The sequence below is a fragment of the Paenibacillus sp. WG02 genome, assembly GCF_055396115.1.
In genome coordinates this window covers 8,375,044-8,390,470 of record NZ_AP036016.1, presented here as the reverse complement: position 1 = coordinate 8,390,470, position 15,427 = coordinate 8,375,044, and the positions used below count along the sequence as shown (strand labels likewise).

Here is a 15,427-nt window from a genome sequence, read left to right as displayed (position 1 = left end):
TTCTGATAACATAGAGGGTGCAGAGTGAACAGTTATAATCCTGCACGGGGGCTAGCAGTTATGAGCTATAATTTGTATTTATCCGTACTACTAATGGCAGCTACCTGCTGTTCATTGGTAATCACCTACCTCTCTTGGAAAAGAAGAGAGCTTCCCATTGCTATAAGCTATGGCTTGGGTTTGTTAACGGGTGCGTTTTACACATTCGGATATGCTTTTGAAATTGTCAGTACGACTTTAGAACAAATACGCTTCTGGCTGCGAATTGAATATATAGGCATTCCTTTTGGTACAATTCTTTGGTTTGTTCTGGTTCTGCAATACACAGGACGACAAAAATATGTGAATAAATGGGTTATTGCACTCCTTATGATCGTTCCCGCTATTACATTTGTAGCTCATAATACGAACGAATGGCATCACTTATTTTATAAAAGCATGACATTAAATTACTCAGAAGGTTTCCCGCTGGTTACTTTGGAAAAAGGACCTTTATACAAACTTCATGTCGCTTACTCTTACACATTTTTTGTAGTAGGTATGGGTTTACTGATTCAAATGTTCCGTAAAGCAACACCCCGCATGAAGAAGCAAATAACCTTTATGATCATTGGATCATGGGGGCCGTATGGCTTTACGCTGGTTTATTTAAGTGGCGTTATCTATATGCCAATTGATATATCCCCATTTGGATTTGTATTTTCGGGTATATTCTTTATGTGGGGCATTTATCAATTCAATATGCTGAGATTAGCCCCATTGGCACTGCAAAAGGTATTCGCATCGATGCAGGATGCTGTTATGGTGTTCGATTTGGATAACACGCTAACCAGTTTTAACCAGTCAGCCAATCGAGTTATCGAAGGTATAAGTCATAAATGGATTGGGCAGCCTGCTGTTCAAGTATTTTTTCAATATCCCGTGCTGCTTGAGAAAATCATGCAAGGACCCTCTTTGGATAGTAAAGTCCAAATTTCAAGTCAAACTGATGAACAATTTTATAATATTCATATATCATTTATTAGTGATATCAACCAAAAGCCCGTTGGTAAAATGCTTTTATTAAGCAATGTAACGGAAATGGTACGGTCAGAGGAAAGACTGCTTGAAAATGCAAGGCAGTTGAGCGAACTGAACACGTTTAAGGATAAGATGTTTAATGTAGTTGCTCATGATATTCGCGATCCCCTTGCCGTACTCATCAATTTGATGGAGTTAATGGAAGAGGAGATGCAGGCTTGCGGCGAGAACCATGAGGAAATCGTACACGAGATGGGACAGCAAATTCAGAATACATTTACACTGGTAGAAAGCTTGCTGGACTGGTTTCGGAGTCAAAAGGGAGGCATGATTTTTCATCCGGTTGAAAGGGATCTAGCTCACGCGGTTCAGACCAATTTGCGTTTGCTGCATGTTCGCAGCGAGGGTAAGCATATCCAATTGATATCCGACATAGCAATAGGTACGTTTGTCTATGCGGATAAAGAAATGCTCGATTTGATTATCCGAAACCTGCTATCTAATGCTATTAAATTTACCGACTCTGGTGGTACCATCCGATTAAAAGCAGATCGTAGAGATAACAAAATGATTGTATCTGTAAGTGATACAGGGGAAGGTATATCTTCAGATAAAGCTAATACGTTGCTGCAGGAAGCCTATCCGATTTCTTCGACGGGAACAGCGGGGAGCGGGGCGTCGGTTTAGGGCTCACCTTATGTAGGGAATTTGTCCGCTTAAATGGGGGAGAAATTTGGTTTGACAGTACGCCTTCACAGGGTAGTATCTTTTATTTCTCTATCCCAATTCCCCCTGAAGCTATATCCAAACTACCGGTCAGCATGGAAGAGGTAGTGAGATGAAGGAGGTTTTGTGATTGCTGCGTCGAATGATTCTGATTAATAGGTCATTCCAAAGGCAGGGATCAGCAAATGTATTGGTTTTTAATCATAATTGTATTAATAATCGTTCTGATTTTTTTGTTCCTGTTTGCACGCAAGAAAAGGGATAAACTTGAAACAAGAAAAGTAATTCAATTATCACTTAAACAAAAAAAGAGTTCGGCGAATAAACAAACTTGTAGCTTTTGTCGAAAAAAAGCCAAGCGTCTTTATTTTTATTCATCAGAAGGCGGTCAGGTATTGGGCGTATGTGATCAATGTAAACCACAGGCGGAGCGGCGAGCTTTGATGAGATTATAAGTAAAGAGCAGATCAGGAGAGCTTTTTCCTGGTCTGTTCTTTTTATGTTGACTAAAGCCAAGGCTAGCATTATTCAAGCAGGAAAAAGAAGGAAACTAGGCGAATATACTAGTCGAATATAATTGGAAATTGTCGTTTTCTGAGACAAATAAGGAGTTTTAAATATTCATGATGGAGACACTCTCAAACACCTATGACTTCCCCCTTGTCCTACTTTCTATTATTATCGCGATAATTGCTTCGTTTGCTGCATTGGATCTTGGAGTCCGTATACATAAAGCAAAAGGATATGCCCGTTACATATGGTTATCTGGCGGAGCATTTGCAATGGGTATGGGCATTTGGTCCATGCATTTTATAGCTATGCTTGCTTTCCATTTGTCCGTCCCTGTTACCTACAATTTAACGCTGGTCATTGTTTCGATTTTTCCTGCGATTCTTTCATCTGGGTTAGCCTTACATATTGTAAGTCAACCTTCTATGCGTACATTCCAAGTCATTACGGGTGCCCTTTTCATTGGAATTGGTATTGTTTCTATGCACTATATCGGGATGGAAGCCATGGTGATGGAAGCAACAATTACGTATAATCGGTTTCTATGGGCTCTTTCTGCTATCATTGCTTTTGTCGTATCCTTAGTAGCTTTGCTTTTGTTGTTTCTGGCAAGACAAAATTCGAATAAACCTGGTTTTGGATGGAGAAAAGCAGGAAGTGCCCTCGTTATGGGAGTAGCTATAGCGGGTATGCATTTCACGGGGATGTCGGCGGCAACGTTCAAACACGATCATCAACATATTAGCTTGTCGGGATCATCGTTCGATAATACGCTTCTAGCGTATTCGATCGGAATTGGTATGCTGATTATTTTGGGATTGGTGTTTATCAGCACCTTTATTGAAAACCGCTTTGAATCACAATCTTTAGTTTCAGAAAGAAAATTCCGTTCCGTGATCGAGTCCGCTAATGACGCCATTATTTTAGCCGACAGCACGGGCACCATTATTTCATGGAACAACGGAGCCCAGCACATTTTTGGATATCATGAAAAGGACACAATAGGCAAAAAACTGCAAATTATCATACCTGAACGATACAGAGAAGCTCATAAAAAGGGAATGGAACGATACCTTTCCACAGGTACACCTCACGTTATTGGCAAAACCGTCGAATTGCAAGGACTGAGAGAAGATGGAAGTGAGTTTCCTATCGAACTGTCTCTTGCCACTTGGGTAGAAGAGGGAAATACCTACTTCAGCAGCATCATTCGAGATATTACAGAGCGCAAAAAAGCCGAAGAAAAAATCAATCAAATGGTTTATCTTGATCCTTTGACAGGACTGCCGAATCGACATTTACTCAATGACCGCCTCACGCAAGCATTGGATCAAGCAAGGGAAAATAAGCAGATCATAGGGATTATGTTTATCGATTTGGACCGTTTCAAATATATCAACGACACATTAGGTCATGCCATGGGTGATCGTTTATTGATTGAGGTTGCCAAGCGAATTCGAGATAGCATGGGTAAAATGGATACCGTTTCACGCCAAGGCGGAGATGAGTTTATTGTGCTTCTCCCTAATACGACTTCGGATGAGGTTACGAAAAAAGCCCAAAAAATAATCCATATATTCACGCAATCGGTTGTGATCAGTGAACACGAGATGTTCGTAACCCCATCGATTGGGATTAGCCTGTATCCGGCCGATGGCAGGGATATCGAGACTTTGATCAAGAATGCGGATACAGCCATGTACCGTGTAAAAGAGCAAGGAAAGAATAATTTCCAGTTTTATACACCTGACATGAATGAAATTGTGTCTCAAAAAATGAAGCTAGAGATGGGACTGCGCAAAGGTTTGGAGCGAGGTGAGTTTAAGGTTTACTATCAACCGCAGATGGATGTCATTTCCGGTAAAATGATTGGTGTAGAAGCCCTGATCCGCTGGCAGCATCCGGAGTGGGGAAATATTTCTCCCGATGAGTTTATTCCTTTAGCGGAGGAAACGGGACTCATCATCCCAATAGGCGAATGGGTACTTTATGAGGCATGTCATCAAAATAAAATTTGGCAAAATATGGGCTATCCGCATATGCGTATCGCTGTAAATATTTCGTCCCGCCAATTTCAACAAAATAATCTAGTTGAGATGATTAGTAACACGTTAAAAGAAACGGAACTAGACCCTCAATATCTGGAGCTTGAACTGACAGAAAGCATCATCCAAGATTCGAAGTATGCGATTACTACGATGCAAAAACTTAAAACCATGGGAATTCATCTTTCCATTGACGATTTCGGAACAGGCTATTCTTCTTTAAGTTATTTGAAACTTTTCCCCATCGACAGTTTAAAAATTGACCGCTCTTTTACAAGCAATATTTTTGCGGATTCAAAGGACGCAGCACTCGTTCATACCATCATCGATATGGCACACAATCTGGACTTAAAAGTAATTGCGGAAGGCGTTGAAACGCAGGAGCAGTTACATTTCCTTAGGCAGAGACAATGTAACGAAGCACAAGGATACTTTTTTAGTCGCCCAGTGTCCGGTGAAGATCTATCCATTTTCTTAAAGAATCGTTCATAGTAATAGCTCCTCGAGAAGATGAGCCTCATACAAAATGACTGGACAAGTAGATCCTTATCCAGTCATTTTTGCGCTTTCCAACCATTCTGAGTCCTCCCGAAATTGTAATTTACTTGCATTGTTTACTTGGCAGTCTTTTTTATTCATACTAAAAGTGCGCCGCCAATCGGAAGGAGAGACAGATGTGCAAACCATTATGATAGTAGAAGATGATCCTAAAATTGCCGAGCTCTTACAGTCTTACATAAAAAAATACGGCTATAACGTAACAATAGTAGCTGATTTTGATCGCGTAATGGATGATTTTCATAAAAATAAGCCGGATCTCGTGCTTCTCGATATCAATCTCCCCAGCTATGACGGGTATTATTGGTGTCGGCAGATTCGTACGCAATCGATCTGTCCTGTGATATTCATATCAGCGCGAACAGGTGAAATGGATCAGGTTATGGCGCTGGAAAATGGCGGAGATGACTTTATTACGAAGCCGTTTCATGCTGAAATTGTTTTAGCCAAAATTCGCAGTCAGCTTCGTCGTGCTTACGGGGAATATGCGGTGAAGGTTGGCGAGCGAGTACTGGAAAGAGAAGGGCTTAAACTTTATCCAGAAAGGCTGGAATTCATATTCGGTACAAAAGCTGCTTCCCTGACAAAAAAAGAAGCAGACATTATCGAAAGCCTGATGGAGCGCTACCCGCGCGTAGCTGGTCGTGAAGATTTACTTGAAAAGCTGTGGGACGATCAAGCGTATGTAGATGAAAATACGCTCAATGTAAACATTACACGCGTTAGGAAAAAATTTCTTGAGCTAGGCATCGAAGATGCAGTGGAAACGGTGAGAGGCGCCGGATATCGTCTGAACGTTACATGGACGAAGGCGGGAGATCAATGAAGTTATTTATCAAAGAGCATTCTCTTTTGCTGGCTTTGCAGGTCATTCAATTTATTACGATTCTAGGCGTTTACTGGCTTGATGGATATCGCAATATGGCACCGGCTCTTTACGGCATTTTCCTCGGATTTTTCTTTCTTGGCTGCTATCTGTTATATCAATACTATAGCCGCCGCAGCTTCTATCAACGCCTTAGCAACCCACTTGCGTCACTGGATGATTCCTTCCAGAAAACGGAGCAAACTCCGGTGTCGGAAGCTTTCAATCAGCTGTTGCGAAGTCAATATAAGCATTACCAGCAACAAATTAAAACGGCAGAGCATCGACAAGAGGAACATTTGAAGTTTATGGACCAATGGGTACACCAGATGAAAACACCTCTGTCAGTCATCGAACTCACCGCTCGAAATTTGGATGAACCGGAATCTTCTTATATTCGCGAAGAGACGGAACGAATGAAGACAGGGTTAAATACGATTCTGTATATGGCGCGTCTTCGAACGATTGAGCAGGATTTTCATGTCAAACCTGTCGTTCTGTCCAAAATCGTGAATGAAGTGAACCAGGAAAATAAACGTTTCTACATCCGTAATCAGGTGTATCCTCAATTGCAGGAATCTAAGGAAGGAATCGTCGTAGAGACGGATGAAAAATGGCTGTTTTTTATGCTTTCACAACTTGTCAATAATGCGGTGAAATATTCAGCAGGGAAAAGCAAGAAAGTGATCATTTCCCTATACGAGAAAGATAAGGAAGCGATACTAGAGGTAACTGACTTCGGAGTGGGCATCCCGGATACCGATAAAACTCGTATATTCAACCCTTTCTATACAGGGGAAAATGGGCGCAAATTCAGGGAATCGACGGGAATGGGGCTTTATTTAACAAAGGAGGCAGCCGAACATCTGGGGCATCGCATAGAGCTTGATTCGGAAGTTTACGAAGGTACGACATTTCGAATTATTTTCGCGTCATCGCAGAACCTTACATCCGTGTAAGGAAAGTGAAAGAAGAATCAATAGTTGGATTCGGTCGATAGCGGTACACTAATCAGAGATCGAATGACGACTATTTGAAGGGGGCTTTCGTGATGCTGAAAGTGAAACAAGCAAGTAAAATCTATGAGGGGAAGATCGCCTACCGCGCTTTATCGGATATAGATTTAACCATTGAATCAGGTGAATTTGTTGGAATCATGGGTCCGTCTGGCAGCGGTAAAACAACCCTGCTGAATATGGTCGCAACGATTGATGAACCGACAACTGGCGAGATCCTAATCGCTGGCCATAATCCGCATCATCTAAGCAAAAACGACTTGGCTAAATTCCGCCGACGTGAGTTGGGTTTTGTGTTTCAAGACTTTAACCTCCTACACACGTTAACCGTTGAAGAAAACATTGTCCTGCCTTTGACGTTGGATGGTAAAAGAGTCAGCGAGATGAAGCAAAAAGCAAATGAAATAGCCAAGAAACTTGGGATTACGGATATTATGAAAAAGCGGACGTATGAGATATCTGGCGGGCAAGCGCAGAGAGCTGCAGTTGCCAGAGCGATGATTCATACGCCTAAGCTGTTGCTTGCAGATGAACCGACTGGAAATCTGGATTCAAAGGCATCGAAGGATGTTATGGAAATGCTCGAATCCATCAATCAAACCGAACAAACAACGATGATGCTCGTAACGCATGATCCTCAAGCAGCCAGCTATTGCAACCGGGTCGTCTTCATCCGAGATGGAAGGTTTTATTCCGAAATTCATCGCGGCGATAATCGTCAGGTCTTCTTCCAGAAGATTATCGATACACTCTCTTTATTGGGAGGTAACGCAAATGACCTTTCGTCAATTCGCGTTTAATAACGTCTCACGCAATAAGAGACTGTACGCGGCCTATTTTCTAAGCAGTATGTTCATGGTGATGGTATTTTTCACTTTTGCCATTTTTGCTTTCCATCCGGCGCTGAACGGAGAAGCGGTGAATTCCAAAGCAACCTTTGGTCTTAATATAGCTTCAGGAATCATTTATGTCTTTTCCTTTTTCTTCGTTTTGTATTCGATGAGCTCTTTTCTGCAGTCTCGCAAGAAAGAATTTGGGCTATTGATGATGCTAGGCATGTCCACCAGACAAATCCGTTCGATGGTATTTTGTGAAAACATGTTAATCGGATTTTTCGCAACAATAGGGGGCATTGGTCTAGGATTAGTTTTTGCAAAAGGAATCTTGCTAACAGCTGAAAACGTTCTAATTATCGGAACCGAGCTGAATTTCTATGTGCCATTGAAGGCAATGATCATATCGTTTGTTTCTTTTACCATGTTATTTCTGTTCATTTCATTTGTTGTCTCTTTTGTCCTGCGCAGCGGAAAGTTAATCAACCTGATTAAAGGAGATAAGAAGTCCAAAGGAGAACCAAAGGCCTCTGTATTTTTAACCATAACAGCTATTGCATTGCTCGGGATTGGTTACTTCTTCGCTTTGATCGCGAAAGGGACCCTTGTCTTCGTTGTCATGCTGCCGGTTATTATTGTGGTGATCCTAGGGACCTATCTGTTGTTTACCCAATTAAGTGTTTATGTGATTCGCAGTATTAAGAACAGGGATTCCATCTTCTGGCGGAAAACCAATATGCTGCTGTTCGCTGATCTTTCGTTTCGAATGAAGGATAATGCGCGGACATTTTTCATGGTTGCCATTATTTCAACCGTAGCCTTTTGCGCCATTGGGTCACTTTATGGACTTCAATCGGTAACCACAGGTTCAACGAAAGCACAAAACCCCTACACATTGACCTATACGGCAGAAAAGGACAAGAGTAAGGATAAGGAAGAGAAGGATATCGCTTTCATCGACGATCAATTAGGAAGCAAGCAAATCGAGACCGTGAAGGCACAAGCCATACTCAGTTACTATCGCATAAATGAACAAAAGTCGCTTACATTGATCGCTAAGCAGTCTGATTATAATCGCTTTGCAAGTGTAATTGGAGCGGGTAAAATCAACCTGCAAGACGGGCAGTCGGCAGTCGTTCATTTTGAAAGATTAGGGAATAACCGAGATGATAAACAGCTGAAGCAGCCTATTAAGCTGCAATCCGGCATAACGCTGCAGCCTAATACCATTGTCAGTTCAAGAGTTTTTACGGAAATGTATGATTATTATGTCGTCAAAGATGAAGCCTACGAGCAGCTTCCAAATGCAATTGAACAAAAGAGGTTTCATGTATGGCAGGCGAAAGGAAGCCAGCAGCAGGCTGTTATTCAAGCAGGAGAGATTGTAAGTAAACAGGTTGGAAGGCATGAGCTAGCTGCTGTTGATTACGAAGTATATGATTTAAATAGAACCTATGGACCGGTGTTGTTCATTGGATTGTTTATAGGCATTGTCTTTTTCGTTTCGGCTGGAAGCTTTCTATATTTCCGCCTCTATACGGATTTAGACGACGATAAACAAAAGTTTAAAGCCATAGCCAAAATGGGTTTGACTGAAACCGAATTGAAAAAAGTACTTAACAGACAAACGGCGATTCTTTTCTTCGCGCCGATTGTTGTGGCGCTTGTCCACGGGGCGGTGGCCCTTACGGCATTATCCCATATGTTTAACTATAATTTGTTTACAGAGTCCGCCAGTGTACTATGCATCTTTGCCGCCATACAAGTTGTCTATTTTTTCATCGTTCGCTTTTTCTATACCAAACAAATTAAAGCAGCCATTTAAAATGCAGCCGTCATTTGCATGCGAGGTCAACCGCAGCAGAAATGACGGCTAAATTTTTTTTCAAATGAGGGGTCATGTATGCTAGTATAAAGCATTAGAATTTATGTTCATGGGTAGCGGTTAAAATTTGACCTATCAAGTAGGTGCGAATCGAAAGATGCAGAATTTAGTCAAAAACGAAAGATTGCAAATGATCGTGATCGCTATAGCTACGGCCACCGGCGCACAATTCAAGATCAATCCCTTTAGCAACGATTATTTTCGCATTGGTCTTGGGGTTAGTATCTTTTTATTTTTTTTATTGCTCATGCCGCATCTGCCCTATGTGAAAACGGGTATCCTCACGGGGATCCTTAGCATGATCGTTCAAGCGGGAGAATGGATCACTCACGTTCATTCCTATACGATTCTGGAGAGCTTGCAGAATAATGTGGCAGCCGGTTGTTACTATGTTGTGTTTGCATTTGGAATGAGTAAGTTTCAAAAAAGATTGAACGAATTTCATCCCCTCATTTTAGGTGGATATATCGCATTAATTGACTTCGTTTCTAATGAAACGGAGCTCTTACTGCGTGGGGTATTCCTCGGTACGAATACCTTTTATTTTAAAGAATGGTTGCTTATAATGGTCATAGCTGTAGTACGCAGTTATTTTGCAATCGGTCTTTACAACAGTATCGCTATTAGTCAGATGCGGTTACTCCATGCAGAACAGGAAAAGCGGATGGAGCAGATGCTAAACATCAATTCTGGATTGTATGGAGAAGCCTTTTATTTGAAAAAAGCCATGGATACCATCGAGGGGATTACCGCTGATAGCTATGACCTCTATCGGAAATTAAATGAGGATAATCTCAAAGGTTATAGTCAGCGTACATTAGGAATTGCCCAACAAATCCATGAAGTAAAGAAGGATTCCCAACGTATTTTGGCAGGTTTATTGAAATTATTCGATAGCGAAGTTGTCGTTCATATGAGTCTTTCGGAGATCCTGCACTTTGTCGTAAAGGGTAATCAAGAATATAGCGAAATGCTAAAGAAAAAGATTATCATTGAAAATGAACTGGCATTTAATCAGAACACGACGCACTATGTGCCTTTGCTGACCATCATAAATAACCTAGTTGCAAATGCTGTTGAAGCTATAGAGAAAAATGGAACCATACATATTCGGGTCTTTGAAAAAGAAGAAGACGTACATTTTATAGTCCAAGATTCCGGAAAAGGCATTCCTGATCATAAGAAGGCACTTATTTTCGAACCTGGTTACACGACCAAATACAATGAAGAAGGGATAGCAGCAACCGGAATCGGTCTTTCTCATGTCCGCGATATTGTTCATTCCTTCGGGGGAAGTATCGCAGTAGCATCGCCAGAGAATGCAAGCGGTACTCAGTTTGTTGTTCGTCTCCCACTAACAAGTCTAATTAAAGAGGGTAGAGTCGATGGCACTTTCCATTATGATCGTTGATGATGATGTCGTTTGCAGAAGTATGCTGCAAGATATTATTGATGAATGCGGCATTGGCGAGGTTATAGGGACGGCTGAAGGTGGGATTGAGGGGACTCGAATGATCCTTAAATCGAAACCGGATGTCGTGTTGATTGATTTATTGATGCCGGATCAGGATGGTATTGAGACGATCACGCAATTAAAAAACAGCGGGTACGACGGAAAATTCATTATGATTTCACAAATTGAAAATAAGGACATGGTAGGTGAAGCTTATCAAAAAGGCATCGAATTCTTTATTCATAAGCCGATCAATCGCGTAGAAGTAGAGCACGTTTTGAGCAAAGTCAATGAGCAGTGGAAATATGAGCGGTATGTGTCTGAGATCAAGCAATCTTTAGCCAAATTAGATATCGCTGGACCAACCTCTCCCCGTAAAGAACGAAAAGTTCGTGATGTGGTGAAGACCATTCTCATGGATTTGGGAATCATCGGTGAGATTGGCAGTAAAGACATCATAGCTTTAATGGAGAATGCCATCGAACATAGAGAGGCAACGAGTTTCCCTCCTTTAAAAGAATTGTACGAGTCTGTCGCCCACACCTATAAACAAGGTCAGAAAGATATTGAGAAAGAGAGCAAGGCGATTGAACAACGCATTCGACGGACGATTATGGCTGCCCTAAATAATATGGCTTCGATCGGTTTAACCGACTATAGTAATCCTAAATTCGAATATTATGCGCCGCTGTACTTTGATTTCCAGGATATTCGGATGAGGATGAAAGTCATGGACGTAGATATGCAGCCCGATAGAGGAAAAGTAAACATCAAGAAGTTTTTGCAAGTATTTTATATGGAAACCCTAGAAAAATTAAATAGTTGAGCAAGGAATTCAACCTCTCGAGTCTAGAAATGAACGGACGGGGAGTTTGGATTCCTTTTTTTATTTCACTGTGATATATCATCACATGAAATAGATGCCAATCGAAAATGTAATCGGATACAAATTTTTCTAATGATTTTTCTCGTCGGACATGTAAACTTTATTTTCATGTCGTGTGATCGTTTTTGTAGGATTCTGTATGATGCTGTAGAGCGGGAGGTAGTATGTATTACAAGATCATCAAATCATTCGATTTAAAAAATTTAATAGAAGAAAAGGGGTCTTTTACATGAAAAAAGGTTTATCAGTAGTACTGGGAACGGTTATAGCTTTAACACTTAGTGCTTGCGGAAATGGTGCTGCTACGGATAATAAGTCTACGCAGACTACGCAACCTGCACAAACAACAGCAGCAGTTAAGAAATACACGTTCGGTACGGATGCGACGTATCCCCCTTTTGAGTTTCAAAAAGATGGCAAGTACATTGGAATAGATATTGATTTACTCAACGCAATTGCCAAAGAAGAGGGATTTGAAGTTGAATTAAAACCTATGAATTTTAAAGGAATTATCCCTGCTATTACATCCAAACAATTAGATGGCGCTATTGCTGGCATCAGTATTACGGACGAACGTAAACAGGTTGTTGGCCTTTCGGATCCGTATTATCAAGCGGGGCTTTCGCTTATCGTTCGAGACGATAATACAACGATCAAAACCCCAGAAGACTTGAAGGGGAAAGTCATTGCTATTAAAAAAGGTACAGCCGGAGCTAAGCTTGCCGATGAATATGGTAAAAAATATGGCGCGACAGTGAAGTATTTCGACGATAGTCCGGCCATGTATCAGGAAGTTGCCAATAAAAACGCTGATGTAACGATAGAAGACTTTCCGGTGATCTCGTACAAGATTGCAGTTGATCCTAACTCCAAGCTGAAAATTGTTGGGGATCGTTTGAACGGCGATAACTACGGTATTGCAGTGAGTAAAGAAAACGAAGAATTGATGAAGAAAGTTAATGATGGACTCAAAAAGGTAAAAGCTAACGGCAAATATGATGAAATCATCAGCACATATATGGGAAAATCCACTAAATAGATAACACAAGCGCTAACCTTTTGTCACCCAATGTTCGATGGGCTTCAGAAGGTTAGCGTCATTATGAATCCAATAAAAAAGGAAGGGTTGGGATCCGGTGACTTCCTCGTTGCAGGTTATTGTAGATGCACTACCCATGTTGATGAAAGGCGCTCTAATTACCTTTAAAATTGTTATCATCTCTTTACCGATCGCTTTTCTTATAGGTTTAATTACGGGTTTGATGAATGTTTCTTCCAGTAAAATTCTCCGAGCTATTGCTACTTCTTATGTTGATATCATTCGGGGAACACCGTTGTTAGTACAGGTTTTCTTTGAGTATTTCGGTATACCCGCTTTCTTTGATATTCGGATACCGGCAGAAACCGCAGGTATTATTGCCATCAGCTTGAATGCCGGTGCTTATATAGCGGAGATTTTCCGTGGAGGCATCAACTCTATTAACAGAGGACAGATGGAAGCGGCGCGCTCCTTGGGATTAAGTAAATGGTTGACGATGCGATTGGTCATTCTACCGCAAGCCATTCGACGGATGGTGCCTGCTTTCGTCAATCAATTCATTGTAAGTATTAAGGATACTTCCCTTTTGTCCGTTATCGGCATTAACGAATTGACACAGAGCGGGGAGATTATTATCTCTGCCAACTATCGTGCTTTTGAGATTTGGGGAGTTGTAGGTGTCATCTACTTCATTATCATCTATGCTTTATCCCGCTTAGCTCGCGTATTTGAGAGGAGGTATGCATCCAAATGATCGTCGTACAAAACTTGAAAAAGAAATTCGGTACGAACGAAGTGCTGAAAGATATTTCGACTACGATCCAAGAGAAAGAAGTAGTTTGCGTGATTGGACCCTCTGGATCAGGGAAGAGTACATTCCTGCGTTGTCTGAATCTGCTTGAGGATGTGACATCTGGAAAAGTCGTGATCGGCGATGTCGAAGTGACGTCACCTAACACGAATATCGATCAATTACGCCAAAATGTAGGCATGGTTTTTCAGCTCTTTAACTTATTTCCTCATTTGACCGTATTGGAAAATATCATGCTTGCCCCGAAGCACATTAAAAAGACAGATAAGCAGCAAAATGAACAAAAAGCCATGGAATTGCTGAACAAAGTCGGCCTAAGCTGGGAAGCGGGATGCTTACCCTGATCAGTTGTCCGGTGGACAACAGCAGCGTGTAGCCATTGCCCGTGCGCTGGCTATGAATCCGCGTGTGATGTTATTCGATGAACCGACTTCGGCCTTAGACCCCGAGATGGTCGGCGAAGTGCTGCAAGTCATGAAGGATTTGGCCCATGAAGGAATCACTATGATTGTCGTTACGCATGAAATGGGCTTCGCTCGCGAGGTGGCAGATCGTGTCATCTTCATGGATGGAGGGTATATTGTCGAAGAAGGCTCACCTTCCGAACTATTCGATTCCCCCAAACACGAACGTACCCAAGCATTTCTTAGCAAAATCTTATAAATAGATTTATAATATGGTTATACAAATTCACCTCTAGCAGGTCGCTCATTTTTGAACGGCCTTGATAGAGGTTTTCTACTTGTTATCTGTTTATGAAACCGGAAACCACGCGAAAGGAACGTTCTATGAAAAAGATACTTTTGTTAGCTACGGGTGGAACCATCGCATCCGTGGTTGGGGAGGATGGATTGACCCCGGGGATGACGGCCGATGAACTGATCAGCTATTTGCCGGCACACAATCACCTGTACCAGGTAGACAGTAACGTACTGATGGAAATTGACAGCACGAATATGCAGCCTGAATTTTGGGTTCGCATCGCGGAAGCCGTGTATAAGAATTATGATGACTATGATGGATTTGTGATCACGCACGGAACGGATACGATGAGTTATACATCAGCCGCGCTTTCCTATATGCTGCAAAATATGAGTAAGCCGGTTGTTATTACGGGTTCTCAGGTTCCTATCCATAACAATCATACAGATGCCATTCATAACATGCGTAATGCTGCCCAGTTTGCCTGTGAAAACATTGGCGGTGTATTTATTGTGTTTGACGGCAAGGTGATCAACGGGACAAGAGCCGTGAAGGTGAGAACCCGCAGCTATGACGCCTTTGAAAGCATTAATCATCCGTATGTGGCTTACTTTGAAGGCGATGAAATCAAGTACACTGCGTCTGTCTTACCTGTTCAAAATCAAGAGATGAAGCTGGACATATCGCTATGTCCCGATGTTTTTTTGTTGAAGCTGCATCCAGGTACGAAGCCTGAACTTTTTGACTATCTGAAACAGCACTATAGAGGTGTGATCATTGAAGGCTTTGGATTAGGAGGGGTTCCTACCCAAGGTCGCAACCTCCTTCCGAAAATCATTGAGCTTATAGAAGCTGGAGTCGCTGTTGTCATTACGACACAATGTCTGGAAGAAGGCGGCGATCTGACGCTTTACGAAGTTGGACGAAGAGTTGGCAGAGAACAGATTATTTCGTCGAAGGATATGAATAAAGAAGCGATTGTTCCGAAATTGATGTGGGCACTAGGCAAGAGCAATGACCTCAAAGAGATCAAGGAAATGATGGAAATGTCGATCGCCGATGATACCACGCTATAATA

The 15,427-nt window shown here is 41.7% G+C and carries 12 protein-coding genes and 2 pseudogenes; all 14 read left to right on the top strand.

Annotated features, from left to right (window positions below; genetic code table 11):
• Positions 1-60 precede the first annotated feature (60 nt).
• The 14 genes and pseudogenes from ACBP55_RS37960 to ACBP55_RS37895 all read left to right on the top strand — a co-directional run bounded on the left by ACBP55_RS37960 (position 61) and on the right by ACBP55_RS37895 (position 15,425).
• A complete protein-coding gene (locus tag ACBP55_RS37960; RefSeq protein ID WP_464648786.1) occupies positions 61-1,707 on the top strand; it encodes a sensor histidine kinase in 1,647 nt (548 codons plus the stop codon).
• A gap of 14 nt (positions 1,708-1,721) precedes the next feature.
• Positions 1,722-1,862, top strand: a pseudogene (locus ACBP55_RS37955) (hypothetical protein); the annotation flags it as partial.
• Between the two features lie 39 nt (positions 1,863-1,901).
• Positions 1,902-2,201: an LPXTG cell wall anchor domain-containing protein gene (locus tag ACBP55_RS37950; RefSeq protein ID WP_464653570.1), complete on the top strand. Its 300-nt coding sequence runs from the start codon at positions 1,902-1,904 to the stop codon at positions 2,199-2,201.
• A 168-nt stretch (positions 2,202-2,369) separates the two neighbouring features.
• Positions 2,370-4,793, top strand: a complete 2,424-nt coding sequence (locus ACBP55_RS37945; RefSeq protein WP_464648785.1) for an EAL domain-containing protein — start codon at positions 2,370-2,372, stop codon at positions 4,791-4,793.
• 184 nt (positions 4,794-4,977) lie between these two features.
• Positions 4,978-5,685 (top strand): response regulator transcription factor, encoded by a 708-nt coding sequence (locus ACBP55_RS37940; RefSeq protein WP_464653568.1) that lies wholly within the window; start codon positions 4,978-4,980, stop codon positions 5,683-5,685.
• Positions 5,682-6,683 carry a sensor histidine kinase gene (locus tag ACBP55_RS37935; RefSeq protein WP_464648783.1) on the top strand — a complete coding sequence of 334 codons (1,002 nt, stop codon included), beginning with the start codon at positions 5,682-5,684 and terminating at the stop codon, positions 6,681-6,683. Before ACBP55_RS37940 ends, ACBP55_RS37935 begins: the two co-directional genes overlap by 4 nt.
• A 92-nt stretch (positions 6,684-6,775) precedes the next feature.
• Positions 6,776-7,540, top strand: a complete 765-nt coding sequence (locus tag ACBP55_RS37930) for an ABC transporter ATP-binding protein (protein ID WP_464648781.1) — start codon at positions 6,776-6,778, stop codon at positions 7,538-7,540.
• Positions 7,515-9,398 (top strand): ABC transporter permease, encoded by a 1,884-nt coding sequence (locus ACBP55_RS37925; protein ID WP_464648779.1) that lies wholly within the window; start codon positions 7,515-7,517, stop codon positions 9,396-9,398. The genes ACBP55_RS37930 and ACBP55_RS37925 overlap by 26 nt, the downstream gene beginning before the upstream one ends.
• Positions 9,399-9,555: 157 nt before the next feature.
• Positions 9,556-10,869 carry an ATP-binding protein gene (locus ACBP55_RS37920; protein ID WP_464648777.1) on the top strand — a complete coding sequence of 438 codons (1,314 nt, stop codon included), beginning with the start codon at positions 9,556-9,558 and terminating at the stop codon, positions 10,867-10,869.
• Positions 10,844-11,737 (top strand): response regulator, encoded by an 894-nt coding sequence (locus ACBP55_RS37915; protein WP_464648775.1) that lies wholly within the window; start codon positions 10,844-10,846, stop codon positions 11,735-11,737. Before ACBP55_RS37920 ends, ACBP55_RS37915 begins: the two co-directional genes overlap by 26 nt.
• A 289-nt stretch (positions 11,738-12,026) precedes the next feature.
• On the top strand, positions 12,027-12,836 hold the full coding sequence (locus tag ACBP55_RS37910; RefSeq protein ID WP_464648773.1) for a transporter substrate-binding domain-containing protein: 810 nt from the start codon (positions 12,027-12,029) through the stop codon (positions 12,834-12,836).
• 97 nt (positions 12,837-12,933) lie between these two features.
• A complete protein-coding gene (locus tag ACBP55_RS37905) occupies positions 12,934-13,590 on the top strand; it encodes an amino acid ABC transporter permease (RefSeq protein WP_029198109.1) in 657 nt (218 codons plus the stop codon).
• Positions 13,587-14,310, top strand: a pseudogene (locus ACBP55_RS37900) (amino acid ABC transporter ATP-binding protein). Before ACBP55_RS37905 ends, ACBP55_RS37900 begins: the two are co-directional and overlap by 4 nt.
• 125 nt (positions 14,311-14,435) lie before the next feature.
• Positions 14,436-15,425 (top strand): asparaginase, encoded by a 990-nt coding sequence (locus ACBP55_RS37895; RefSeq protein WP_464648771.1) that lies wholly within the window; start codon positions 14,436-14,438, stop codon positions 15,423-15,425.
• Positions 15,426-15,427 lie beyond the last annotated feature (2 nt).